We start from the raw sequence: 24,613 nt of genomic DNA on the forward strand, positions 1-24,613 counted from the left end.
CGGCCCGCGCTGCGCTTCGGGCCGCGCTCGGGCTGACGCGATTTATGCTCCGTCCAGCTCTCTGCTTCGGACGCCCGCCGCAAGAACACGTTCCCAACGCAAAAAAACCTGCCCAGAGCAGGTTTTTCTCGTATAAGCAGGTAGCGTAAGGAAATAGCTGTAAATGCAGATAACGCTTCAAGTCATAAGGTCCAAAAATAAATAATAGCCGCCGCCCAGCGAACACGAGTAAGTCTGAATCAGGCTGGAGCTGTCCAGATCGGTGTAGGTCTGCGATAAAATGCCCTGACTGTGCGTATGCATCAAGTGGATGTTAGCGATAAAATAAGGCCGCCAAATCCAGTTCGAGCCGCGGAAGGTCTGGTCCTTGCACCAGATTTCGTCGCGCCGATGGTAATTGGATGAAATCTGATAACCGTCTTCCCGGCAGATGAACATGCGGATCGCGCTGTCTGTAATCGTACGCGCCACCTGCTCGATGACTTCGTCGGCGTCTTCGGCTGTCGCGATCGGCCGCGAAGCGCCCGTCAAATGGGCCAGACTCGTCTGCAGGCTGGTCAGCCTGCGGCAGCGCTCAAACTCGCTGTCGCTATAGAGGCGCATTTCCTCTTTGAGCATCTCTTGATAAACGTCGGGCTGCTGGAAATCCGGCTCAGCCTTCGAGAACAGATAGCCCTGCGCAAAACGCGCCCCGGCGCGCAGCGCGTTTTGCAAATCGCTTTTCGTCTCCACGCCTTCGACGAGCAGCGAAGCGCCCATTTGCGCCGAAAGCACCGAAAATGACTGCAGCAGCGCTTTATAGCCGGTATGTTTATCGCTTTTTTTTAGAATATTCAGATCAATTTTCATGATCTTGGGCTGCAGCATGGCAATGCGGTCAAAATTGCTGAAGCCGCTGCCGATATCGTCAATCGCAACCGTGCAGCCCTCTTGCCGGTACAGCTCGACAATGGAGATCAGATCCTCAAGACGACCGTTGAATTCCTCTTCGGTAATCTCGACTACAATGCGCGCAGGATCGATGCCGATCTTGCGAATGAGCTGAATCGTCGGCAGTGTCCGGTTTTCCTTGTAGGCTTTGAAAATCCAGGAGGGCTTCAAATTGATGAACAACGATGCCGAATGACTGGCAGACGCCAGCTTGGTCAGCGACTGCTCACGCAGATGCCGGTCGATATACAGCTGCATGTCGGCTCCGACCCGGGGATCGTGGAAAAAGGGCCCCAGACTTTCCACCCGGCCTTGACGCACTCTTCGGCCCAATGCTTCGTATCCGAAGATGCCTTGATTTTGCAGCGAGACAATCGGTTGAAAATATGGCACGGCCTCCTCTTTCGGGAGCAACGTACTTTCATCCCCGTTCAAACGTCATCCTCTCCTATCTGGTTGCGCACAGTATGGATGTTTTCTTTTGGAAATATTGTAATCGAGATTTGCATTTCTGGCAATTAACCGTTATTTGAATATTTTCCCAGCCCAAATCGGGCTCCACGTGGCGGCTGGCTCGTTATTGGAAGGGATATCCGGCGCTTTCGGCGAAGTTCGCACTGTTCGCTATTTTGTGGCAAAGCTAGGTGAGATTGATGAAGCCATTAACACGCTCTCGCATAACGCTGCTGTATTTGCTGGTGATCGTGGTGCTGCTCGGACTGATCAGCGCATCGAGCATCATCACTTCGCGCCATATGCAGAGTCAGAACGACGCGATCGTGAACGATGCGATTCCGCTTACGAATACGGCCAACCGGCTGCTGACGGACCTGCTGAATCAGGAAACCGGCATTCGCGGCTACCAGTTGACCGCCAACGTGGTCTACTTGGAGCCTTATCTTACCGGTAAGGAAGCGCTGGCCAAGGATTTGGAGGATCTTCGCGCCTACGGAGAACGTTACCCGCATCTGGCGGAGTTTATCGATTCCCGGGCCATACCTTCGGTTAACGCGCTGCAAAGCTACTATACGGCGCAAATCGCCACTATTGAATCCGGCAATACGGCGATGGCACTGGCGCATGTGAACGATGGCAAGGCGCTGATGGACAATTACCGTGAAGCGCAAGGCTTCATCCAGAACGAGATCAAGCACATCGCCGACGATGCCTACGGCAAATCGCTGCATGCCGGCCAGCTCTCGCAGACGCTGGCGCTCGTTGGCCTGTTCATTGCCATTGGCGTCGGCGCGCTTTGCTCCATCGTCTATATCCGCGCCCATAGCGCCGAAGCGCAGCTGCGCAAAAGCGAGGAAGGCTACCGCTACATGGCCGAAAGTCTCGAAGCACAGAACGAGGAAATCGTCGCGCAGCAGGAAGAGCAGCGGACGACGCTGGAGAAGCTGTGGGAACGCGAGCTGGAGCTGGAGCTGATTACGACCTATCAGGAAAAGCTGAGCGGCTTTATGCAGCTGGACGATTTCCTGCGCAGCACCGTACCTGCGCTGCTGGATTCGCTCGCGCACGACGCCGCACTCGTCGTCATTGACCGAAAGCCAGCCGGCGGGCAGCGCTACGAGGTGGTTTACACCTGCGGCTATCCGCTCGAATATGCGGCCCGCATGGAAACCGAGCTGTTCGGCCCGGCGCTGCGCGTGTTCGAGGAGGGTAAGCCGCTGACCCGCCGCCGCCCCGTTACCGGCAAAGAGCGCGGCCTGCATGAAGGGCTGGAAAGCGCCGTCGATCATTACTTCCCGCTGTTTGACGACAAGCAGGAGGTGTTCGGCTTCCTGCTGCTGACGCAATATCCTTACCCGAATCAGCAGGAGGAGAACGACCGCTTAACTCGCGGACTCGTGCGACAGTTCGGCCTTGCCTTCCATGCCCAGATGATGAACGACGACAAGCGCCGGCAAGCCGCCGATCTGGAAGACCTGTACGTGCAGCTGACGTCGGAGAAGCAATTCATCGAAGACCAGCGCGATTTGATCAATCGCATTCTGGAGGCTGCCCACGAGGGAATGGTGATGACGGACGCGCAGGGGCGGATTGTGTTCGTCAATGCCCGTATGAGCCACTATATGGACCTGCGGCATCGGGTCGGCGACAGTCTGGTCGACGCTTGCCGGGATGCTGCGGATACCATGCCCGCCTTCCGTCCGCTGGTGGCGTCGCTGGAAACGCTGCTGGCCGGAGAAGCCAGCCACCTGACGCAGCGCTTCTCGTTCTTTAACGTCGATCAGGTGCAGCATGCCGAGCTGTACGTCACGCCCGTTGGCGGCGAATCGGAGCAACGCGGCTTCCTGTTCGTCTTCCGCGACCGCACGGAGGAAGAACGCATTGACGAGATGAAAAATGAATTTATCAGCATCGTCTCGCACGAGCTGCGCACGCCGCTGGCCAGCGTACTTGGCTTTGTAGAGATTATGCTGAATCGCGATTTGCCGCCCGACAAGCAGAAAAAATATATGGAGACGATACATAAAGAAGCGCAGCGGCTGTCCAATCTGATTAACGATTTTCTGGATTTGCAGCGCATGGAATCGGGCAGGCAGGCGTACCATTTCGCTCCGGTGGAGCTGAAGGGCATGCTCACAGACATCGTCGAGCAGTGGCAGGACAAATACCAGCATCATATCGTTGTGCAGCAGCCGGAGGGCGAGCTGTGGACGCGGGGCGACATCAATCGGCTGCGGCAGGTCTGCCACAACCTGCTCAGCAACGCGATCAAGTATTCACCCGGCGTGGAACGGGTGGATGTTCGCCTCAATCGCGTCGGCTCGCGCATCCGCGTCGATGTCCAAGACTACGGCCTTGGCATTCCCGAGAATGCGCACGAGCAATTGTTCTCGAAATTTTTCCGCGTCGACAATTCCGACCGCCGCCAGATCGGCGGCACGGGACTTGGCTTGGCCATCGTCAAGGAAATCGTCGAGGCGCATGACGGCGGCATCTCCTTCGTATCGCAAATGGGCAGCGGCTCGACATTCACCTTCGAGCTGGACAGCTACGAGCTGCCGTCGCTCAACGGCCAAATCGTGATTCTCGAAGATGACGATAATCTCGCCAAGCTTGTCCAGGTCGCCTTGGGCAAGCTCCAGCTGCCGTCCGTACAGCTGCGTTCGGCAGAGGAAGGCGCGCTGCTGCTGCAGCGCTCGGCTCCCGGCGATGCGGGCCCGCTGCTGTTCATCGTCGACATTCATTTGGAGGGAAGCCTGACCGGCTGGGACTTCCTGGCCGAGCTGAACCGGCATCCGCTTTATTACCGCACTCCGGTCATTGTGTCGACGGCGCTGGAGCCGCCGCACGACTATTACGAGAAGGATATCGAGAAATATCTGCGCAAGCCGTTTACGATGGAGCGGCTGCTCCAGGTCGCCCGCCGGCTGCTTGAAGGGCGGCAAAATGGCGCTTATGTCTTCCCCGTACAGAACAAGGAGACGATTTCGGCAACACTGGAGCATAACGGCATTCGCGTTACGGAGATGAAGGAATTCGCCGACCGTATCGAGGTCGAGATCGAAACGCCGTTTGGCCATACCGATGACGAGGATAGCTGAACGAAGCCCGGATAGGCTTTTCCCCCTCCCTTCGCGCGTCAGAAGACGCTGCGGAGGGAGTTTTATTTTTGCGTAAACTTTCTATATTCAAAAAGGATTTGCACCCGCTTCGGCCAATATACTTTACAAGAACCGATTAACACGGGAAGGTGTGAGGTTGATGTCTGTCCATGAATCCGCTTCCGGCGGACCGCAGGCGCGCAAAGCGTGGGTGCTGTTCTTCTCTCTGCCGATTTTGAGCTGGGCGATGTACGATTTTGCCAATACGATTTTTTCGTCGAATATCATTACGATCTTTTATCCGTTTTATCTGAAAGCTGCGCTCGGCTCGAATGAGACGATGTCGCAGATCGCCAGTACCTTTGTGACGTATTCCAATGCCATCTCCAGCTTGTTTCTCGTGCTGCTGTCGCCGCTGTTCGGCGTATGGATTGACCGCACGGGGCGCAAGAAGCCGTACCTCATCCCCTTTACCCTGCTCTGCATCGCCGCCACGCTGCTGATGGGCTTTGCCGCACTGTGGGACACCAACCGGCTGTGGTTCGGGCTGAACGCCTCGATCGCCGGCGTGGTGCTCTGTTTTATGATCGCCAAATTTCTCTACAATTCCAGTCTGATTTTCTATGATTCCATGATTTCGGATCTGGGCAATGCGCGGGAAATCCCGCTGATTTCCGGATTCGGGGTTGCGGTCGGCTATACCGGCACGCTGGTCGGTCTGCTTGTGTATCCGCTGGTCGGCGACAACCATTTCGAGCGCACGTTCATTCCCAGCGCTTTGATGTTCCTGCTTTTCCTGTTGCCGATCTGGCTGTGGTACCGGGAAAAGCCCGCGCCGGTCCGCCAGGATGACAAATCGCTGCTCAGCGGCTACCGCGAGATTTGGGCTACGTTCAAGGAGGCGCGGCTGTACAAGGCGGCGTTTCTGTTTATGATCGCGTATTTCTTTTTTAACGATGCGATTTCCACGGCAATTGCCGTGATGGCGATTTATTCGAAAACCGTCATGGCGTTTTCAACGGACCAGTTCATCCTGCTTTATCTGGTGTCCACGGTATCCAGTATCGTCGGCTCGTATGTATTTGGCTTCATCTCGCGCGGGCTGGGGGCCAAAACCGGCGTCAGCCTCGTGGCCGCCCTACTGATCGTGGCGCTTGCGCTGGCGTCGACCACCGCGTCGCAAGGCCTGTTCTGGATCGCAGGCAGCTTGTACGGCATTTCGATGGGCGCGATGTGGGTTACGTCGCGGACGATGATCGTCGAGCTGACACCGCCGGAGAAGCGCGGGCAATTCTTTGGCTTGTTTGCGTTCTCGGGCAAGGTGTCGTCCATCGTTGGTCCGGCCTTGTACGGCTCGATTACGTGGGCGCTGGCGGAGCAGGGCAATCTGGCCAGCCGCGTGGCGCTGGGCTCCTTGATCGTGCTGGTGGTCATCGGGCTGTTCGTGCATGTGCGCGTACCCTACGGCAGCAAATCCGGCGGAGAGGCCTAGCCTCTCTTTTTTTCTCGTATTGGGGAAAAATAATCGACGACGGCCGTGAACGAAATGAACCGCTCCGGCGTATTATCGGCATCATCAAGGGAAAGGATGGCTCATCTTGGACGAACAAGAGCTGATCCGCAAGGCGCAGCGCGGCGATGCCGAATCGCTGGCGCAGCTGCTCCGGCAGCATTACGCTTTCGTGCGCAGCTATATGCTGAAGGCGACGCTGAATGACCAGCTGGCAGCCGATCTGACGCAGGACGCCGTGCTGAAAGCGATGGAGCGCATTCGCCTCTACAACGGGCAATCCCGCTTCTCCTCGTGGCTGATCACCATTGCCACCCGCTTGTTTCTCGATCACCTGCGGCGCAGCAAACGCGAGCGCCTGTGGCGCGATCAGGAGCAGCGGCGCATGCGCTGGTCGGCCGTGAGCCGCGGCGACGTCTGGCCGGAAGCGCTCGACGCGTTGGATGCGCTGGATGAGGATATGCGGATTCCGGTGATTTTGAAGCATTATTACGGGTATACGTATGAGGAAATCGGTGCGATGCTGCAGTTGGCGGCCGGCACGGTCAAATCGCGCGTTCATTACGGGCTGCAGCAGGTTCGAAAGGAGTTGGCGGACGATGAGCAATAAGGAACGGCAAGAGGAGCTGCCGGGGGTAAACGAGGCTGAGCAAAAAGAAAGGTCAGGCGCGCTGGAGGAAACGGCACTGCGGGAAGGTCTGGACGCGCTGGATGCGCTGTTCCCGTTCGCGACACCCGATTCCGGCTGGTTTCGCGAGCAAGCCGCCGAGGCCCGGCGCAGACGCCGGATGCGCTTATACCGGGAGCTGGCGCTGCTGTGGGGCGCGGCGCTGCTGATTCTGGCGCTGCTGTATGTGACGATCACGCACAAGCCCGCCGCTTTTCTCTGGATGCAGGCCGCCGCTGCACTGGCGCCGCTGATCGGGCTGGGCATCGGCAGATGGGAGGTGAAGCGCGATGACCACATGGGATAAGCTGCCGCTGTGGCTATGGATCGCGCTTGGCATCTTGATGCTTGCTCAAAGCACGCTGCTGTTTCTGGATGCGCAGCGGCAGGGCCGGCGCTACTGGTTCTGGGGCTTGTGGGGGCTGATTCAGTTTCCGCTGCCCTCTCTTGTATACCTGCTGACGGTGCGCCGCGCGCATCGCCGCCGGGAAGGCTGAACGTTGGCCCGAGCTCTTCTGGCCGGGCGGCTGATAGAGGCGATATTCCGTTACATCTCGGCCAGACGACTCTCTACAGCTTGTACAATCACCGGATGCTTCTCGGGGTCCAGCCACTTCATCACCCGGATCAGATCAGACTCGGACAGCGCCGTACAGCCGGCCGTTCCTCTTCCTTGTCCGACATGAAGAAAGATGGCGCTGCCCTTGCCGGGCGTCCTACTCGTATTATAGTCGATGACGACAGCATAATCGTACAACGAATCCTGCCGCAGCAGGGCCTCAGCCGACTTCCATCTTCCGTTGGAGGGGCCCTCCTGCCACGTATTGTAGAAAGGCGATGCTGGATCGTCTACCCAATAATCCGAGGCGTCGGTTTGTCTGTAGGGCAGCCGCGTGCCGGGATTTTCATATTTTCCAAAAGCCTTCGTCAAGGTAAACACGCCCTCCGGAGATTGCTTGACCGCTTCGCTCATCGCAGCAGCAAAGCCGTCTTCCCCAATGGTTCCCTCCATAGCAGGAAGACTTTCGTCCCAGACGCCGTCTGTTTTTTCAAAAACCTCCACCTTGACCGTCATTTGCTCATAAGCAGCAGCCGTAACCAGAATAACCTGCTCCGCGTTGCCTATGGTTTGCAGCTTCTCCACAGGCAATAACGGCACGTGTAAGACAGCAGTATCGCTGGGATCAAGCGGCCTGTCGCCCAGCGTGGCAGAATCCGTCTTTTCCAGCACATTCCTGATGACCTGCAGCGCTTCTGCGCGGGTCAGAGATTCATTGCCGTGAAAGCCTGCAACGGTAGAGGCGGTTTTGCCATTCACCAAGCCCCGATCCAACAGATATTGGATCGCAAATCTGCCCGAATAATGAACCGATTGCGTAGAAGCAACGATGGCTGCCATAGAAGCTCGGGTGATGGCGGCTTGCCGGGCAGAGGTAAGCGGATAATTTTTGGCACTCAAATAGGCATAGTATTTATCCGACCACGCCGCAGCCGGGATCAGGTCCGGGATGTCCCCATAAGCTCTGACTAGCAGCGCAATGAATTGTTCTTCAGTCACCACTTCATCCGGGCGAAAGGTCTCATCCTCGTAACCGTCGATGATTCCGTGGGTGACTCCCCACAGGATCGTTTCATAGGCCCAGTGCGTTGCAGCTACATCTCGAAAAACAGGCTTGACCGCTACGCCGACAGGATGAATCAGGCAATGAACCAGGATCACCGCGATACACAACCCGGACAAGCGCGAAATGCTCATCGCATTCCCCCTCCAATTCGGTCAAGGATAAAAAAAGCATCCGTCAGTGAAGACGCACCGCGATGCCAGCACTGTCAGCACCAGTACCAGCGCTATCGCTACAGAACTGCTACAGCGGCAGCAGCGCTACCGTCGACGCCCGCTCCAGCTTTTCCGTCATCTGCAGCCATGCCGCCGGCTTGTTGGGCAGTACCGCATAATAGCGCCGCAGAAATTGCAGCGCCAACGCAGCAGGCAGCTCCGCCAGCGTCTCGTCCGCAGGCAGGAAGCACAGGTCGAGTCCGAATACCGGCTCGCCGTTGTTTTCCCAGGACGGATGCACGTAAGCGAGATCGAGCCGCTTATAGCCCAGATGCGACAGCACCTCGCGCCGCACGAACGGATTCATCGGCTGAACGCCGCCGAAATCGTGAACGCTGCCGCTGGTTTGATACGGGTCGTAAATTTCCGCGAACATGCCCAGCATCGGTTGCCCGGCTTCCGCAGCCAAAGCCTGCAAATCGTCCTGACGCCGACGGGCCAGAAAGCGCCCGATCCCCAGTCCGGGACGGCCGATGATCGTAAAGTCGGTCATCGCCACGCGCCAATCGGCATAATAGCGATATTCCGTCGCACCCACGACTTCGCCGTTATGGACAGCGACGAATACGCGAATGCCCGGGTCCTCCAGCGGCTCGCGCCACAGCTCGAATTCCAGCACCTCTTCGGCAGGGAATACGCGCTGCATCAGCTGATGCATGCTGCGAAACAACGGGTCCTCCAGACGGTTGATGCGAATATACTCCATATCGGCTCTCTCCTTCATACGTAATTAACGTTGGGCAGCAGCGAGAAACGGATTGCGCCACTCCATCAGCAGCGCGTAGTTACCCGACTCCTCGTCGTCCAAATAGTGCGGAGCCAGCGCTACCGGCGTGCGCCCACAGCGCAGCAGGAAGGTCAACACCGGATCGCGCTCCTCGCCGTTCAGCACATCTTGTACATACGCTTCGGGACTTTTGCGATCCGCCACGCGACCGTACCCCGGCATCCGCCCTCCGCCAAGCAGCCGCACCAGCCCCAGCTGCACCACAACCTCGTACATCGATTGCATCAGCAGCTTGCCCAGCCCCAGCTTGCGGCATTCCGGCAGCACGCAAATATCGACGATATACAGCGTATCCCCGTCCGGCCGGTGCGTGCGAATATATCCGCCGTCCGTTACAGCCTCCCACGTATGCGCTTCGTCCGCATGCGGATCGTAGCTGACGCGCAATCCGGTTATGGAGCCGACCGGCCGATCGCCGATCGTTACGCACAGCGCCCCAATAGGGAACCGCGTCACATGCTCGCGCAGCTGCCGTTCGTTCCACCAGAGCTCCGACGGAAACGGCGGCGGAAAGCTTGCTTGCTGAATGCGGATCAAATCCGCGAAATCCGCTTCCGTATAAGGCCGCACGATGGCTTCAACCGGACGGTCGCCGTCGAAGACATATAAACGTTTCCAATAAGCAGCCATCGGGCGCCTCCTTTTTTCCAACACTCTTGCCAAAATAAACCCCTCACGCCAAGCGACGCGCCCACAGGCAGCGCTTTACGCCCAGTCGGTGTACAAATCGGTGCGGCGGTCGCGCCACGTCGTCACCGAGCCTTTGTCGCGCACCTCGTATAGCAGTTGCAAGTCGAGGTCGGCCGTCACGACCATGTCGTGATTGATTTCGCCCTGCGCCATAATGCCTGCCGGCGGGAACGGAACGTCGTTGGGCGTAAGCACTGCCGCCTGACCGTAGTTGGCGCGCATGAAATCGACCGTCGGCAGCGAACCGACCGTGCCGGTCGTGACGACGTAGATCTGATTTTCGATGGTCCGGGCATGACACGAATACCGTACGCGATGAAAGCCGTGCTTGTCGTCTGTACAGGAGGGACAAAACAGCACATCGGCGCCGCGCGCTTTGGCCATCCGCACCACCTCCGGAAACTCCACATCGTAGCACACCAGCACGGCAATCCGCCCCTGGGCCGTATCGAATACGCGCAAGCTGTCGCCGGCTCCCATATTCCATGCCTTCAGCTCGCTGGGCGTAATGTGCAGCTTGTGCTGCGTCTCGATCTTGCCATCAGGGTAAAACAAATAAGCCGTATTGTACAGCTTGCTGCCGTCGGACGTAATATGCGTGCCGCCGATCAAATGAAGGCCCGTGCGCTGCGCCAACTCACGAAACAAGTTCTCATAAGCCTCCGTATAGCCCGGCAAGGCGTCAATCGGCAGAGCCCTTCCGGCTTCGTCGCCAATCGACATCAGCTGCGTCGTGAACAGCTCGGGAAACAGCACGAAATCCGGCTCGAATTCCGCCGCATTCTTCACATAATGCTCAACCTGCGCCGCAAATTGCTCAAAGCTTTGTATCGTATGCAGATGGTACTGCACGGCGGATACTCTGATTCTCATGATTGCACTCCTTTGTCCGCGTTGCCGCAGCATATCTCTCCACACTATAAAACGATTCCGGCTCTGGCGCAACTGATCCGGCGACCGGCTGGCCCACGGCAAAATGACCGTTGGAATCCGCCCGTCACACCACGCCCGACCCCCTCATCCCTGGCGCTTGACGCCAGCAATCCAGCCCTCCAGCCGCACCCGATCCTCTGCAGCTTGATCCAGACCCGACGGCTTGGCCAGCAGTTCGCCCAGCAAGCCCCCTTCGTCCGCCTTTTGCGCCCATTTGGCGCAAGCTTCAGCGTCTCCGGCATCGCTTCGCCGTTCCGTCTTGGGCACGAACAACGTCGGATACACCTCGATCAGCACATGTCCCGTCTGCGGAATCGTCCAGCCGTCATAGGGCCACGCATGAACAGCAATGCCTTCCTGGGCGCAGCAGGTCAGCAGCTTGCTCAAATAATAGATGCCAAAAAGCGATTGCAGCCCCACCGCTCCGTTACCGCCCAACTGAAAAACTGGCTTCGCAGTCGGATGCTCCAGCTCAGTCAGCCGGCGATCGCGGATGCATGGGGCTTCTCCTGTCCGATAAGGCGCGTTGCCCGGCGTGTAAGCAAACCGGCGCTGCATCGGCTGAAAATGCGGCCCCCAGAACGGTCCGACCGGCCAGCCGTGCCGCTGCTCCAGCAAACGATTGTGCATGGCGGCCCATTTCCTGGGCAATAATCGATCGTTTTCTACAAAATCCTGCATCGTCGCGTAGAGCCAATCGACAAGCTCGCGCCAGCTCCCCGGCGCGCGGCCCGTGACCGCATCGTAAAAGCCCGCAGGAAAGCTGTAATTGTGATCGAAGCCAAACAGCACGCGCTCTGAGGCGCTTGAAGCCGCGCGCAGCAGCTGCAGCGCCTCTTCCCAAAGCGTCTGGCGGGTAAAGCCCTTCGCGGCCTTTACCTCCTCCGCCAGCCGCGCCGGGGCAGACGCTTCACCCACCGGGCCGGACTGAGCCGCTTCCGGCAGCGCGACCGCCGGGGTTAGCCCGCTGTCGGCTCCTCCGGCGCCAGTCGCGCCCGCTGTGCCGGTTGTGTCCGTTGCTCCCGTTGCGCTGGTTGCACCCCTTGCGCCAGTCGCACCCGCTGTGCCCATCGTTCCGGTTCCGCTGTCCGCCAGCGCCGACAAACGCCCCGCTACCGCCCACGCAATCGCTTTGCGCTGCTGGCGATCCGGGCCCGCGCCTGAATAATCGGCGAAAGCATAGCCGTCGAACATGCGTGGCATGCCCATCCCTCTTCCCTCCATACGTAAACAACCAATGCTACCGGCAAACGGGGCATTGGTTGCGCTTATCAGTGTAGCTTTCGAAATCCTCCGGCGGCCAAAAACCGGCCAAACGCCGCTTGGCCCGACGCCGTGCGCTTGAACACGCCGGCGTCCTCCAGCACGGCCAGAAACTTGCGGCCGACCGCTTGCTGCAGCGCCTTGGCCGCTTGATCAGGCGATAACCGCCAGCCATATTGCGTCAGCAGCTCCTCGATCCACAAAGCGTGCTTGAACAGCGGATGCCTGTTGTCGCGGCTGACCGCCGCCCGGTCGTACCCCGCGCCGCCGCTGAGCAGCGTGGCGATTGTCGCCAGCTCCTCCTGCAAGCGGCCCGGCAGCACAGCCAGCCCCATGACCTCGATCAAGCCGATATTTTCCTTCTTGATGTGATGCAAATGCTCGTGCGGATGAAAGATACCGCCGGGATACGCCGCATTCGTCCGGTTATTGCGCAGCACCAGGTCGATCTCGTATTCGCCGCGCTTGTTGCGGCGGGCAATCGGCGTAATCGTATTATGCGGCGTCTTCGTCCCGTCGGGCTGCTTCGTGAAAGCCAGAATTTCTGCGGCCGGATCGCTGTAGCTCTGCCAGTCAGCCAGCAGCCGGTACGCCAAAGCGAGCAGCGCCGATCGATCATGTCCGCTGATGCGCAACACCGACATCGGCCATTTGATGATAGCGGCCTTCGTCCCCGGATAAGCAACGTGCGTGAACACCGCCTCGGACGCCGCAAGCTCCATCGGAAACGTATGCCGACCGGCCTGATAATGCTCATGGTTAAGAATCGACCCGCCAACAATCGGCAGATCAGCGTTCGAGCCGATAAAATAATGCGGGAAGCGATCGACGAAATCGAGCAGTCGCCGGAACGTCGCCGAGTTCATTTTCATCGGAATATGCGATTCGTGAAAAACAATACTATGCTCGTTGTAATAAACGTAAGGCGAATATTGCAAAAACCAGCCTTCCCCGTCCAGCTCCAGCGGAATGACACGCAAATTTTGCCGCGCCGGATGATCCAGCCGTCCGGCATACCCGATATTATCCGCGCATAGCAGACAGGCCGGGTAGCTGGAAGGAGCCAGCGTTTTGAGCAGCGCAATCTCTTGCGGATCCTTTTCCGGCCGCGACAGATTGACGGTAATTTCCAGATCGCCGTATTCGGTCGGGGTCAGCCACTGCGGATTGCGCCGGATGCGGTCCATGCGGATATAATTGGAGTCGATTGACAGCTTGTACAAATAAGAGGTCGCCGCCTCTGCGCCCTGCTGGTGGGCCAGGCTCCAGAAGCGCGAAACGACCTCGGACGGCCGTCCCAGCAGCAGCCCCATAAGCGCCGTGTCAAAAAGATCGCGTTGCGTCGTCGTATTCGCGGGCAACAGCCCCTTGGCGTGCGCTGCATCCAGCAGCTCCGTCAGTAGCCCGGCCGCGCTGTCCAGCCGCTCCTCCGGCAGCTCGCCTGCATATGGCTCAGCCACGCCCAGCATATGCAGCAGGCCGTTGCGGGCTGCATACACATCGAGCGGCTCCAGCAGGCGCGCTTGCTGGGCGAAGCGCAGCAGGCGCTCCACGCCGCGGGCCAGCCGCAGGTCCACGTCGGCCGTTGACAGCGCTTCGGCGTCACCCGCAGCGCCCGCTACCGTCGGACCTCCGGCCTGCGGCCCCGCCACTGCGGGCGGCTTCGCTCCGTCGGCGGTCCGCGCCCCCCGCGGCCAGGCCTCGCGAACGACGCCCGTCACCGCCTGGGGGCCGGTGCCTGCCGCCTGCGGGCTGCCCTGCCCGGCGGCCGCTGCAGCCCTCGCGCCGTCTCCGGGCTGCGCCCCTTCCCAAGCCTCAGCACGCTTCTGCTTGTCCATCCCGCTCACTCCTCTTATGTTCTGACTCGCTCGTTAACCCAACCCGGCAGCCGCCAAGCCGCTGCCGTCCTTGCTACCCCTTGTCGCCATAGCCGTGCGGATGGCTACGGTGCCACTGCCACGCGCTGGCGATAATCTCCGCCAGCTCCGCGCGCGCCGGCTTCCAGCCCAGCTCCGCGCGCGCCTTCTCGGCCGATGCCACCAGCACGGCCGGATCGCCCGCGCGGCGCGGCTCCAGACGCGCCTCAATCGCTTGCCCGGTCACGCGCCGCGCCGTCTCGATCACTTCGTTGACCGAGAAGCCCCGGCCGTTACCGAGATTGTACACGGCGCTCTCCGCGCCGGAACGCAGCCGCTCCACCGCCAGCACGTGAGCGTCGGCCAAATCGCATACGTGAATGTAATCGCGTATGCAAGTACCGTCCGGCGTCGGGTAATCGTCGCCGAACACCGAAATGTGCGCGCGCTGCCCGAGCGCCACCTGCAAAATCAGCGGAATCAGATGCGATTCCGGCGTATGATCCTCGCCGATGTGCCCGGCGGGGTGCGCCCCCGCTGCGTTAAAATAACGCAGCGACACATATTTGATGCCATGCGCGGCATCAAACCATTTCATCATCCGCTCCATCGCCAGCTTCGTCTCGCCGTACGTATTCGTCGGCATCGTCCGGTCCGTCTCGACAATCGGCAGCCGCTCCGGTTCCCCGTACGTCGCCGCTGTCGACGAGAACACGATGTGCTTCACGCCGTATTGATTCATTTTATCCAGCAGGCACAACGTCCCGTAGACATTATTATCGTAATATTTCGCCGGATGCTGCATGCTCTCTCCGACCAGCGAACTGGCCGCGAAGTGAATCACCGCCGTAATCGCATGCTCCCCGAATACCCGGTCCATAAAAGCGCCGTCGCGCAAATCGCCCACATGCAGCGTACCGCCCGTCACCGCAGTGCGATGCCCCTGCTGCAAGCTGTCGACGACAACCACCTCCTCGCCGCGAGCCAGCAGCTCGGCGACGGTATGCGAGCCGATATAACCCGCACCGCCGGTTACCAGAATAGCCATAGATTAAATGCCCTCCTCCTGCTTCACGCCGTCACCAATGTCACAGACATAAAAGCTCGGCGTAAGTCCCGTTTTCTCCGTATATTCCCGGCCCACCCGATCGATAAAATCGCTCACCGCCGCCTCTTGCACCAGCGACACCGTGCAGCCGCCGAAGCCGGCTCCCGTCATCCGCGAGCCCAGCACGCCAGGCACAGCCCACGCAGCCTCGACCATCGCGTCCAGCTCCGGTCCGGTCACCTCATACAAATCGCGCAGCGAAACGTGCGAAGCCGTCATCAGCTTGCCGAACGCCGCCAAATCGCCTTCCTCCAGCACGCGAACCGCTTGCAGCACGCGGTCGATTTCCTCCACCACATGCTGCGCCCGCCGCCGTACAGTCGGATCGCCGATCAGCCCGCTGTGCACTTGAAACTGCTTGAGCGTCAGCTGTCCAAGCAGCGTCAGCTCCGGGAACAGCCGCTGCAAATCGCCCACCGCCTGCTCGCACTGCCGCCTCCGCTCATTATAGGCCGACTCGACCAAGCCCCGGCGCTTGTTCGTGTTGCCGATCACCAGCTTGCAGCTACCCGCCGCGAACGGCACATGCCGATACTCCAGCGTATCACACATCAGCAAAATCGCATGGTCCTTCTTGCCGTTGGCAACCGCGAATTGATCCATGATCCCGCAGTTGACCCCGACAAACTGATTTTCCGTCTTTTGCGCCAGAAGTGCAATCTTTACCTTGTCCACAGGCTGATTTTCCGCAGTCAGCAGCCCGTAGGCTGTCACCACCTCAATCGATGCCGACGACGAGAGACCGGCTCCGTTCGGTATTTCACCGTGGAACAACAGGTCGTACCCACGAGTCAGCGCAGCGCCCACGGCGGCCAGCTGCACCACAATCCCCTTGGGATAGTTCATCCAGTCGTCCGCAACGTCGTAATGCAGCTCGTCTATGGAAATTTGTTTGCTCAGCTCCATGTTCGTGGACGCAAAGCCGATCCGCCGGTCGCTGCGTGGGCGCAGCAGCAGCGTCGTGCCGAAGGTCAAAGCCGCGGGAAAAACGTAACCACCGTTGTAGTCGGTATGCTCGCCGATCAGATTGACACGCCCTGGAGCGTGATAAGCGGCTATATCTGCCGCTGATTCGCCGTAAATTTCGATAAATCGCGCCTTCAGCGCGGACAGGTCTGCCATACGAGCGCACCGCCTTTTCCAAATATGTAAGCTCAGTATACGCCAATTCGTCCAAAACCACTATGGAGCCATGTTATTTAGTTATGTAATTTTGTGACTTCCATTAGCTTATTGTCGAAGAGCTGTGATATAGTAGATACATATAAACATCTGTCACATATGGAAAAAGAAAGGAGTTGTCGCCCCATGCACACTCCCGAAAGCTACTACGTCGTCTCCAATCCGCGCGCCGGCAGCGGCCCCGACGACCTGCTCGTGCTGTTTACCGGCGAAAGTCAAACCAAACCGTTGCATCGGCTCGGCCCCAAGGTGTTCGACTACTACCTGATTCACGCCGTCATCTCCGGCCGAGGCGTTCTGGAATGCGGCGACGGCGAAATCGTCCTTGGCCCCGGGGACAGCTTCGTCATCGAACCGGAACGGCTTGTCAGCTACGTCTCCGATGAAGCCGATCCGTGGCACTACGTCTGGATCGCCTTCTCCGGACCGCAAGCCTCGCGGTTGATGGCCGAGCTGAACGTGCCGTCAGGCGAGCCGGTCATCCGCGCAGGCGACCGCCGCCGCATCCCGCTGCTGTACCGGCGCGTGCAAGCGGCGCTGCGCGGCAAGCGGCCCAACGCCTCGCTGCTCGCCACAGGCTATCTGCACCTGCTGCTGGCCGCTTACAGCGAGGCGCTGACGCGCAGCGCAGGCGAAGCTCCCCCAGCCGATACGGCAGGCGACCGCCTTGTGCAGCAGGCGATCCATTACCTGACGACGCAATTCGCCGAGCCGATCACCATCGAACAGATGGCCGAAGCTCTCGGCTACAACCGCGCTTACTTGTCGCGGCTGTTCAAGCGCCATACCCGGGTGACGCCGGTGACGTTCCTGCTCCAGCTCCGCGTCGGCAAAGCCCGCCAGCTGCTGCGCGAGCGGCCGGAGCTGACCATCGAGCAAATCGCCGCGTCGGTCGGCTTCCACGACCCGTTGTATTTTTCCAAGCAATTTCGCCGCGCCTACGCCTGCTCGCCCAGCGAATACCGCGCGCAGATGAAAGCCTTGTAACAGCAGCCGCAGCCGTCTGACATCCACAGGACCGGGCTGGCCGCTCCGAGCCTTGCGCCCGCGCCTGCCAAGCCTGCCCGCAGACGCCCCGATAGCGCTCGCCGGATACGCAAAAAACCCCTTCCCGCCCATCGCCTGGCCTTGGCAACTGCAGAAAGGGGTTCAGCTAAGCGCAGGCGTTTTATCGTTTGCCCGGATCGTACGGCTCGCCCAGCGCTGAAGGTGCTTTGGCCCGGCCAACCGCCCCGGCCAACACCAGAATCGTCAGCACATACGGCAGCATATACAGAAACTCCTGCGGAATATGCTTCGAGAAATCGAACAGCTGCAGGAAATTGTTCAGCGCCTGCGCCATCCCGAAGAACACGGCTGCGCCCAGCGCGCCCGCCGGATGCCATTTGCCGAAAATCATTGCCGCCATCGCGATAAACCCTTGACCGGAAATCGTGTTGTGCGAAAAATTGCTCGTCGTCGTCAGCGTAATCGTCGCCCCGCCCATACCGGCCAGCGCGCCGCTGATCATCACCGCGATATAGCGGATGCGCTTGACCTTGATGCCGACTGTATCCGCAGCGCTGGGATGCTCGCCGACCGAGCGCAGACGCAGGCCAAACGGCGTTTTGAACAGCACGTACCACGCCACGGCGACCAGAATCAGCGCAATGAATGTCGTCGGATAGGCCGTGAACAAGCCGTAGCCGAGCAGCGGAATTTTCGATAAACCCGGAATCGCCCATTTGCTGAACACCTCGTTCAGCGTTTCGGTCTGGCCCGCGCCATCGAACAAAATTTTCACCAGATACACCGTCACACCCGCCGCCAGGAAGTTGATCACGACGCCGCTGATCACTTGATCGGCCTTGAACGTAATCGTCGCTACCGCATGAATCAGCGAAAACAACAGCGCAAAGACCGCAGCCGTCAGCAGCCCGATCCACGGCGACAGCGCCCCCAGATCCGCCTGCTCGGCATAATAGCTGCCGACAGCCGAAGCGAACGCTCCCGACACCATCAAGCCCTCAATGCCGATATTCACAATGCCCGAACGCTCCGAGAAAATGCCGCCGAGCGCCGAGAAAATCAATGCCGTCGAGAAGACGAGCGTTGTATTGAACAGCTGCCCGATAATCGTTAATGCTTCCATCTACAACGCTCCCTCCTTTTTGCGTTTGCCGTAAAACGGAATCAGCACCCACTTGACGATGCCCTGCGTCGCTACGAAGAAGATGACCGAGCCGATGACGATGCGGATAATTTCCGGCGGCACGTCGGCGCCGAAGCTCATGCCGGCCGAGCCGTACGTCAGCCCGCCGAACAACGCAGCCCCAAGCACAATCCCGAGCGGATTGTTCGCACCGAGCAGCGCTACGGCTACGCCGTCAAAGCCATAGCCCGGCGAAGCCGCCGCCACCACCTGATAGTGGAACACGCCGAGCACCTCGAACACGCCGGCCAATCCGGCAAAAATGCCGCTAATGAACATCGCCTTGACAATGCTGCGGTTCACGTTCATGCCCGCATATTGCGCAGCGTGCAGATTATGGCCGACAGCGCGCAGCTCGTAGCCCTGACGGGTTTTCCACAAAATGATATAAAAGGCCACAGCAGCCGCAATCGCCACAGCCGTACCCCAATGAACGCGAGCATTGTTCAGCAGCTCCGACAGCCAGCCAATGCTCATCGACGCCGAATCCTGAATCATGTAAGAACGCTGTTGTCCCGGCTGAAGCAGGAAGCGGTTCACGATATAGTTGGACAAGAACAACGCGATCCAGTTCAGCATGATCGTCGTAATAACCTCGTTGACGCCACGTTTGGCCTTGAGAAAGCCGGCGATAGCGCCCCAGCATCCGGCCAGCAGCGCTCCGGCCAGCACCGCCAATGGCGCGTGGATAATCCACGGCAGCCCGGTCAGCTTGACGCCTACCACCGTCGCGCCGGTCATCCCCATAATGAACTGGCCTTCAGCCCCGATGTTGAACAAGCCTGTCCGGAACGCAAACGCTACCGACAAGCCGGTTAGAATCAGCGGCGTAATCTCGCGAACCGCCTCGCCAAAATCGTACCAATTGCCAAAAATCCGGCTGAACAACGCCCCGTAAGCAACAATCGGGTTATAGCCGCCAACCAGCATCACGAGCGCGCCGAACAGCAGGCCGAGCACAATCGCCACCAGCGGCGTTACTGCGGAATCCCGCGTAAAAATCCGTATCAGCTTGTTCATGCGCCGCTGCTCCCTTCCCGCGTCCGGCTGCTGCCTGCCATCATCAAACCGATTTCCCGGTCGCTCGTCTCCTGCGGCAGCACCTCACCGACAATTTGTCCCTCATAAATGACCGCAATGCGGTCAGCCACATTCATAATCTCATCCAGCTCAAAAGAAATCAGCAGCACCGCTTTGCCTTGATCGCGCTGCTCGATCAGCTGCCGGTGCACAAACTCAATCGCGCCCACATCCAAGCCGCGCGTCGGCTGAGCCGCAATCAGCAGCTGCGGATTTTTGTCGATCTCGCGGGCGATAATCGCTTTTTGCTGGTTGCCGCCGGATAGCGACCGCGCCTTGTTGTAGATGCTCGGCGTGCGCACGTCAAACTTGCTGATCAGCTTCTCGGCGTGCCGGTCGATGGCCTCGTAATTGAGCAAGCCCCCACGGTTGTAGGCTTTGTGAAAATACGTTTCCAGCACCATGTTTTCACTCATTGTAAAATCCAGTACCAGCCCGTGCTTATGGCGATCCTCGGGAATATGCGACAGCCCGGCCTCGGAGATTGCTCGCGGTGTTTGCCCCGTAATCTCCTTGCCGTTCAGCAGCACCTTGCCGCCGTCCACCGGACGCAATCCGGTCAGCGCCTCGATCAGCTCGCTTTGGCCATTGCCGTCGACACCGGCGATACCGAGAATCTCGCCGCTGCGCACCGTCAGGTTGATGCCGCGCAGCGCAGCGAGCCCTTGATGATTGCGCGCCGTCAGTCCCTGCACCTCCAGCACCGCCGCTCCCGGCGCAGCCGCCTGCTTCTCGACTTTGAACGAAACGCCGCGGCCGACCATCTTCTCGGCCAGCAGCTGCGGGTTCGCGTCCTTGCGGGCCAGGGAATCGATCACCTTGCCCCGGCGAATAATCGTCACCGTATCGGCGATTTCCATAATCTCCTTGAGCTTATGGGTGATCAGAATAATCGACTTGCCTTCCTTGACCAGATTGCGCATGATCGTCATCAGCTCGCTGATCTCCTGTGGCGTCAAAACCGCAGTCGGCTCGTCGAAAATCAAGATGTCCGCGCCGCGATACAGCGTTTTCAAAATTTCTACGCGCTGTTGCATACCCACGGAAATATCCTCAATCCGCGCATCGGCGTCAACCTTCAGCCCGTATTGCTCCGAAAGCCGGCGCACCTTCTCCCGCGCGGTGCGGTAATCGATGCGCACACCCTTTCGGGGCTCCATGCCCAGAATAATGTTTTCGGCGACCGTAAACGGCTGCACCAGCTTGAAGTGCTGATGCACCATACCGATTCCCAGCTCGATCGCCCGATTCGGGCTGTCGATGGAAACCTCTTGGCCATGCAAGCGGATGCTGCCTTCGTCCGGCTGATACAAGCCGAACAAAATATTCATCAGCGTCGACTTGCCGGCGCCATTCTCGCCAAGCAGCGCGTGAATCTCACCCTGCGCCAGCTTCAAGCTAATGGCATCGTTCGCGACGATGCCGGGAAACCGCTTCGTGATGTTAACTAGCTCAACAACCGGGGCTGCACTCATCGAATCACCCTAGGATTAGAATAGTGTTGCATAAAGGAGAAAACCCCCGGCGCGCGGCCCGCCGTCAAGCGGGCCGCAGCTGGAGGCGATCCCTTTTTTTCTGCTTTGGAAGTAAAGAAGGCTAGTTTTGCAACTAGCCTGTGTACGACTGTCGAGAGGGCGTGGAGGACTTTGTAAGATTCGGAGAAGCGCAGCGTTCGCCTTTGCGGGCCGATGGCTGCCTTTGGAACATCCATTCAAGTCATCGGCCTGCAACAGCGATCGGAGAACTTACGAAAGTCCGTAGCGCCCTGCTCCTCGACATGGATCAGGCCAAGCAACTCCTGGCCTTCATTTACGCGCCGTTTATTGTTCCGGCACCTTGATCTCGCCGCTGATGATTTTCGCTTTGTACTCGTCGACTTTTTTGAGGATGTCAGCCGAGACGTTTTTCGTCGAAGTGGCCGGCAGACCTACGCCATCGTCTTTCAGGCCAAGCACAACCGTCTTGCCGCCTTGGAATTTGTTGTCGATCACGTCTTTGGAGACGCGGATGACAGCTTGGTCAACGCGTTTGAGCATCGAAGTCAGCGTAACGTCATCGCCAAACTCCAGGGATTGGTCCTTGTCGACGCCGATGACCCATACCTTCTTACCGGCTTTGGCGCGATCCTTTGCTTCATTGAACACGCCGTTGCCCGTTGCGCCGGAAGCGTGGAAAATGATGTCGGCGCCGTCGTTGTAAATCGTAGCCGCAGCCGCTTTGCCGAGGTCCGGCTTGTCGAATGCGCCCGTGTAGTTGATCGTGACCTTCGCGTTCGGGTTCACCGCTGCAACGCCAGCCTTGAAGCCGGCTTCAAAGCGTTTGATGACCGGAATGTCGACGCCGCCGACAAAGCCGATTTTGTTTGTTTTCGTAGTCAGACCGGCAACAACGCCGACGAGGAACGAGCCTTCATGCTCGGCAAAGGTAACGGATTCCACGTTCGGAGCGTCAACCGTGTTATCGATGATCGCCAGCTTGGCGTTCGGATTTTGCGTAGCTACCTGCTTGAGCGCGTCACCCATCAGGAAGCCGATGCCCCAAGTCAGCGTGTAGTTGTCTTTTACAAACTGATTCAGGTTCGGCGTGTAGTCGGCATCGCTTTTGCTTTGCAGATACTTCACGTTGGCGCTGGTTTCGTCTTTGACCTTTTGCAAGCCTTCCCATGCGCTTTGGTTAAACGATTTGTCGTTAACGCCGCCGATGTCGGTCACCATCCCGATATTGACGTTAGAAGCTTTGGCGCCTTCCGTTGCGGCTGGCGAAGCGCTGCTGCCCGAATCATTGCTTTTGCCGCACCCGGAAAGTACGAGCGCTGTGGCCATGACCAGCATGAGCCCTGTCGAAAACATTTTTTTCATTGACGAGTCCCCCTGTTTTTTGTTTTGAAGGTAGAGCCGGAATTCCACACCCTGTAGTATGGTCTGCGTTAGTCAAAATATGTAAGACTTCCACTCCCGATTTTATCATTTCTTGTCCATCATGAAAACGACTTTTGCAACATTTTGTCACATTTGGCCGTATGACTAACCGCAAAGGCAGGATGGCCAAAAAGCAGGGCGCATAGTCCTAGTGATTTATGATATAACCAACGGTCAATAAAAGCAACAAATAGGTTCTAGCTGATTTTTTGCTTCAACAGCTCGGCAAAAGCCGACGGTGCCAGCGGATTGCTGAACAGCTGCCCTTGCACTTCCTGGCATTGCAAATGCTGGAGATGCTCCAGCTGCGCCTTGGTTTCGACGCCCTTCGCCACCAACTTGAGGTCCAGCCGCTGCGCCATGCGCATGATCGCGCTGGCCAAAGCCTGATTCTCCCGGTCTTCGGGCAGATCGCGAATCAGATTGCTGTCCAGCTTCAACGTGTCAAGCGGCACCTGCTCCGCGCTTGGGCTCGCGAACAGACCCAGGCTCAAATCGTCCAGCACAATGCGCAGACCAAATGCCTTGAGAATGCGCAGCTTGTCCCGCACCTCCTGCACGCTGAGCGCGCAAATGCCCTCGGCCAGATCGAACTCCAGCATTTCGGGCGGGAGCCCGCTTTCTTTCAGCGCTTCGGCTACAACGTCGAGAAAATGCTCCTGACGGAATTGTCCCGCGGTAATGCCCATCGTCAGCTTGAGCGAAGGGAAGCCCATTGCGCGCCAGGCCTGCGCCTGCACACAGGCGGTACGCAGCGCCCACTCGCCAATCGGCGCAATCAAGCCGCTCTCTTCGGCCGTGCGCACCCACTCATGCTGTGCCATCAATCCCCGGCCGGGACGCACCCAGCGAAGCACGGCTTCCATGCCGACCAGCCGGCTGTCGCTCAGCTCGTATTGCGGCTGATAGTGCAGCTCCATCTCACCGCGCTCCAGCGCGTGGCGCAGCCCTTCCTCCAGCTCCAGCTTGCTGGCCACCATCGCATTGATTTCCGGGGCAAAAAATTGAAAATGATTGTCGCCGCGCTGCTTGGCGCGATACATCGCTTCATCCGCGTGCTCCATCAGCTCCTGAGGCGTCTCGCCGTCCAATGGATACAACGCGATGCCCATGCTTGCTGTCACGGCAACCGGATGACCTTCCAGCTGGAACGGCGTTTCCAGCGCATGCTGAATTCGCAGCGCTACCAGATGGGCGTCCTCGGGCTTATTGATGTAGTCGAGCAAAATGGCAAACTCGTCCCCGCCTTGACGATAGACCGTATCGCCTTCGCGCAGGCAATGCAGCAGCCGTTCGCCGGCATGGCGAATCAGCGCGTCGCCGGACGAATGCCCCAGCGTGTCGTTGACTTCCTTGAAGCGGTCGAGATCAAGGAACAGCACGGCGGCCAGATGGCCTTTGCGCTTGGCATGAATGAGCCCCTGACGCAAACGGTCGTCGAACAGCCGACGGTTGGGCAAGCCGGTCAGCACATCGTGATACGCCATATATTCCATTTCGCGGCTGACCTCTTTATAGGCATCGCGGGCCAGCAGCAAGTGGCGAATGCGGTGAGTAAACACCAGCAGAACGCCGGACTGCAGCAGCAGCAGCGTCAGCGTACCGGGCTCCAGAAACAAGCCGGCGACGGCGGCAGCGGCCAGCAGCACGGAAATGACCGCCACAAAGACGGGAGCTTGCTTGACGAAAAGGATCGACGCAGCGGCAATGGACATAACCAGACCGGCCAGCAGTCCGGGCAAACCGGCCTTGACGGACCACAGCTGGCAGACGGCCAACAGCACAACGCCCGACGCGCCGAGATATTCCCACAAATGTGCTTTGAAATGCTTGCTTGCGTTTCCGCTGACGCTACGCATCGCGCTGCTCCTCTCCGCCTGCCGGCACCGATATACAACTGCTTCAATACATGCTATAGAAGAAAACCCCCGCCGGAGTCTTCCGGGATGACAGTCTGATCTCTGAAAAAAGCTATTCCCGATGGAATAGCCGTATAAGCCTATTGGCAGGAGCGCTGCCCGCCGTAGGCTCTCCCGATAGGGACAGCTTGCTTCTTTAGGCTTGTGGCTCCAGCCCCTTTACTCGCCAAAGGCGAGCGCTGAAA

General features: G+C 58.9%; 20 protein-coding genes. 6 read left to right on the plus strand and 14 right to left on the minus strand.

The window, feature by feature from the left end; genetic code table 11:
• Positions 1-177: 177 nt before the first annotated feature.
• Positions 178-1,365, minus strand: coding sequence for an EAL domain-containing protein (locus B5M42_RS14550; RefSeq protein ID WP_134749786.1), 1,188 nt, complete (start codon positions 1,363-1,365; stop codon positions 178-180).
• Positions 1,366-1,583: 218 nt separating this feature from the next.
• Between B5M42_RS14550 and B5M42_RS14555 the strand changes: the two genes are divergently transcribed.
• The 5 genes from B5M42_RS14555 to B5M42_RS14575 all read left to right on the plus strand — a co-directional run bounded on the left by B5M42_RS14555 (position 1,584) and on the right by B5M42_RS14575 (position 7,161).
• Complete coding sequence (locus B5M42_RS14555) at positions 1,584-4,487, plus strand: ATP-binding protein (protein ID WP_134749788.1); 2,904 nt, start codon at positions 1,584-1,586, stop codon at positions 4,485-4,487.
• Between the two features lie 160 nt (positions 4,488-4,647).
• Positions 4,648-5,979: an MFS transporter gene (locus B5M42_RS14560; RefSeq protein WP_134749790.1), complete on the plus strand. Its 1,332-nt coding sequence runs from the start codon at positions 4,648-4,650 to the stop codon at positions 5,977-5,979.
• 106 nt (positions 5,980-6,085) lie between these two features.
• Positions 6,086-6,607 carry an RNA polymerase sigma factor SigY gene (gene sigY / locus B5M42_RS14565; RefSeq protein WP_134749792.1) on the plus strand — a complete coding sequence of 174 codons (522 nt, stop codon included), beginning with the start codon at positions 6,086-6,088 and terminating at the stop codon, positions 6,605-6,607.
• Positions 6,597-6,971, plus strand: a complete 375-nt coding sequence (locus B5M42_RS14570; protein ID WP_134749794.1) for a DUF5345 family protein — start codon at positions 6,597-6,599, stop codon at positions 6,969-6,971. Before sigY ends, B5M42_RS14570 begins: the two co-directional genes overlap by 11 nt.
• A complete protein-coding gene (locus tag B5M42_RS14575; RefSeq protein WP_134749796.1) occupies positions 6,955-7,161 on the plus strand; it encodes a sigmaY antisigma factor component in 207 nt (68 codons plus the stop codon). The genes B5M42_RS14570 and B5M42_RS14575 overlap by 17 nt, the downstream gene beginning before the upstream one ends.
• Before the next feature lie 50 nt (positions 7,162-7,211).
• Here the strand turns inward: B5M42_RS14575 and B5M42_RS14580 are convergent, their stop codons facing one another.
• From B5M42_RS14580 to B5M42_RS14615, 8 genes are all read right to left on the minus strand, one after another.
• Positions 7,212-8,420, minus strand: a complete 1,209-nt coding sequence (locus tag B5M42_RS14580) for an S-layer homology domain-containing protein (protein ID WP_134749798.1) — start codon at positions 8,418-8,420, stop codon at positions 7,212-7,214.
• 109 nt (positions 8,421-8,529) lie between these two features.
• Positions 8,530-9,207 carry a GNAT family N-acetyltransferase gene (locus tag B5M42_RS14585; protein ID WP_134749800.1) on the minus strand — a complete coding sequence of 226 codons (678 nt, stop codon included), beginning with the start codon at positions 9,205-9,207 and terminating at the stop codon, positions 8,530-8,532.
• Positions 9,208-9,231: 24 nt separating this feature from the next.
• On the minus strand, positions 9,232-9,918 hold the full coding sequence (locus B5M42_RS14590) for a GNAT family N-acetyltransferase (RefSeq protein WP_134749802.1): 687 nt from the start codon (positions 9,916-9,918) through the stop codon (positions 9,232-9,234).
• A gap of 75 nt (positions 9,919-9,993) precedes the next feature.
• A complete protein-coding gene (locus B5M42_RS14595) occupies positions 9,994-10,851 on the minus strand; it encodes a carbon-nitrogen hydrolase family protein (RefSeq protein ID WP_134749804.1) in 858 nt (285 codons plus the stop codon).
• A 144-nt stretch (positions 10,852-10,995) separates the two neighbouring features.
• The gene (locus tag B5M42_RS14600; RefSeq protein WP_134749807.1) at positions 10,996-12,120 is read right to left on the minus strand and encodes a hypothetical protein; all 1,125 of its coding nucleotides are present in this window, start codon (positions 12,118-12,120) and stop codon (positions 10,996-10,998) included.
• A 62-nt stretch (positions 12,121-12,182) separates the two neighbouring features.
• Positions 12,183-14,012, minus strand: coding sequence for a UDP-glucose--hexose-1-phosphate uridylyltransferase (locus tag B5M42_RS14605; protein WP_134749809.1), 1,830 nt, complete (start codon positions 14,010-14,012; stop codon positions 12,183-12,185).
• Positions 14,013-14,085: 73 nt separating this feature from the next.
• A complete protein-coding gene (gene galE / locus B5M42_RS14610) occupies positions 14,086-15,078 on the minus strand; it encodes a UDP-glucose 4-epimerase GalE (protein ID WP_134749811.1) in 993 nt (330 codons plus the stop codon).
• A gap of 3 nt (positions 15,079-15,081) precedes the next feature.
• The gene (locus B5M42_RS14615) at positions 15,082-16,260 is read right to left on the minus strand and encodes a galactokinase (protein WP_134749813.1); all 1,179 of its coding nucleotides are present in this window, start codon (positions 16,258-16,260) and stop codon (positions 15,082-15,084) included.
• 186 nt (positions 16,261-16,446) lie between these two features.
• Between B5M42_RS14615 and B5M42_RS14620 the strand changes: the two genes are divergently transcribed.
• The gene (locus tag B5M42_RS14620; RefSeq protein WP_134749815.1) at positions 16,447-17,307 is read left to right on the plus strand and encodes an AraC family transcriptional regulator; all 861 of its coding nucleotides are present in this window, start codon (positions 16,447-16,449) and stop codon (positions 17,305-17,307) included.
• Positions 17,308-17,488: 181 nt separating this feature from the next.
• Here the strand turns inward: B5M42_RS14620 and B5M42_RS14625 are convergent, their stop codons facing one another.
• The 5 genes from B5M42_RS14625 to B5M42_RS14645 form a co-directional block, all read right to left on the minus strand.
• Positions 17,489-18,451, minus strand: coding sequence for an ABC transporter permease (locus B5M42_RS14625; RefSeq protein WP_134749817.1), 963 nt, complete (start codon positions 18,449-18,451; stop codon positions 17,489-17,491).
• Complete coding sequence (locus B5M42_RS14630; RefSeq protein ID WP_134749819.1) at positions 18,452-19,531, minus strand: ABC transporter permease; 1,080 nt, start codon at positions 19,529-19,531, stop codon at positions 18,452-18,454.
• The gene (locus tag B5M42_RS14635; protein ID WP_134749821.1) at positions 19,528-21,066 is read right to left on the minus strand and encodes an ABC transporter ATP-binding protein; all 1,539 of its coding nucleotides are present in this window, start codon (positions 21,064-21,066) and stop codon (positions 19,528-19,530) included. Before B5M42_RS14635 ends, B5M42_RS14630 begins: the two co-directional genes overlap by 4 nt.
• A gap of 345 nt (positions 21,067-21,411) precedes the next feature.
• Positions 21,412-22,449 carry a BMP family lipoprotein gene (locus tag B5M42_RS14640; RefSeq protein WP_134749823.1) on the minus strand — a complete coding sequence of 346 codons (1,038 nt, stop codon included), beginning with the start codon at positions 22,447-22,449 and terminating at the stop codon, positions 21,412-21,414.
• 257 nt (positions 22,450-22,706) lie between these two features.
• Positions 22,707-24,368 carry a putative bifunctional diguanylate cyclase/phosphodiesterase gene (locus B5M42_RS14645; RefSeq protein ID WP_134749825.1) on the minus strand — a complete coding sequence of 554 codons (1,662 nt, stop codon included), beginning with the start codon at positions 24,366-24,368 and terminating at the stop codon, positions 22,707-22,709.
• Positions 24,369-24,613: the final 245 nt, after the last annotated feature.

Source organism: Paenibacillus athensensis, assembly GCF_004514475.2.
GTDB classification, from domain to species: Bacteria; Bacillota; Bacilli; order Paenibacillales; family NBRC-103111; genus Paenibacillus_AL; species Paenibacillus_AL athensensis.

Bases quoted from the DNA above. Each gene is read 5' to 3' on its own strand.
- B5M42_RS14580 (WP_134749798.1), bottom strand. From the start codon at position 8,420: ATGAGCATTTCGCGCTTGTCCGGGTTGTGTATCGCGGTGATCCTGGTT.
- B5M42_RS14640 (WP_134749823.1), bottom strand. From the start codon at position 22,449: ATGAAAAAAATGTTTTCGACAGGGCTCATGCTGGTCATGGCCACAGCG.
- B5M42_RS14560 (WP_134749790.1), top strand. From the start codon at position 4,648: ATGTCTGTCCATGAATCCGCTTCCGGCGGACCGCAGGCGCGCAAAGCG.
- B5M42_RS14635 (WP_134749821.1), bottom strand. From the start codon at position 21,066: ATGAGTGCAGCCCCGGTTGTTGAGCTAGTTAACATCACGAAGCGGTTT.
- B5M42_RS14645 (WP_134749825.1), bottom strand. From the start codon at position 24,368: ATGCGTAGCGTCAGCGGAAACGCAAGCAAGCATTTCAAAGCACATTTG.
- B5M42_RS14585 (WP_134749800.1), bottom strand. From the start codon at position 9,207: ATGGAGTATATTCGCATCAACCGTCTGGAGGACCCGTTGTTTCGCAGC.
- B5M42_RS14630 (WP_134749819.1), bottom strand. From the start codon at position 19,531: ATGAACAAGCTGATACGGATTTTTACGCGGGATTCCGCAGTAACGCCG.
- B5M42_RS14590 (WP_134749802.1), bottom strand. From the start codon at position 9,918: ATGGCTGCTTATTGGAAACGTTTATATGTCTTCGACGGCGACCGTCCG.
- B5M42_RS14570 (WP_134749794.1), top strand. From the start codon at position 6,597: ATGAGCAATAAGGAACGGCAAGAGGAGCTGCCGGGGGTAAACGAGGCT.
- B5M42_RS14615 (WP_134749813.1), bottom strand. From the start codon at position 16,260: ATGGCAGACCTGTCCGCGCTGAAGGCGCGATTTATCGAAATTTACGGC.
- B5M42_RS14555 (WP_134749788.1), top strand. From the start codon at position 1,584: ATGAAGCCATTAACACGCTCTCGCATAACGCTGCTGTATTTGCTGGTG.
- B5M42_RS14605 (WP_134749809.1), bottom strand. From the start codon at position 14,012: ATGGACAAGCAGAAGCGTGCTGAGGCTTGGGAAGGGGCGCAGCCCGGA.
- B5M42_RS14600 (WP_134749807.1), bottom strand. From the start codon at position 12,120: ATGGGCATGCCACGCATGTTCGACGGCTATGCTTTCGCCGATTATTCA.
- B5M42_RS14575 (WP_134749796.1), top strand. From the start codon at position 6,955: ATGACCACATGGGATAAGCTGCCGCTGTGGCTATGGATCGCGCTTGGC.
- B5M42_RS14595 (WP_134749804.1), bottom strand. From the start codon at position 10,851: ATGAGAATCAGAGTATCCGCCGTGCAGTACCATCTGCATACGATACAA.
- B5M42_RS14625 (WP_134749817.1), bottom strand. From the start codon at position 18,451: ATGGAAGCATTAACGATTATCGGGCAGCTGTTCAATACAACGCTCGTC.
- galE (WP_134749811.1), bottom strand. From the start codon at position 15,078: ATGGCTATTCTGGTAACCGGCGGTGCGGGTTATATCGGCTCGCATACC.
- B5M42_RS14620 (WP_134749815.1), top strand. From the start codon at position 16,447: ATGCACACTCCCGAAAGCTACTACGTCGTCTCCAATCCGCGCGCCGGC.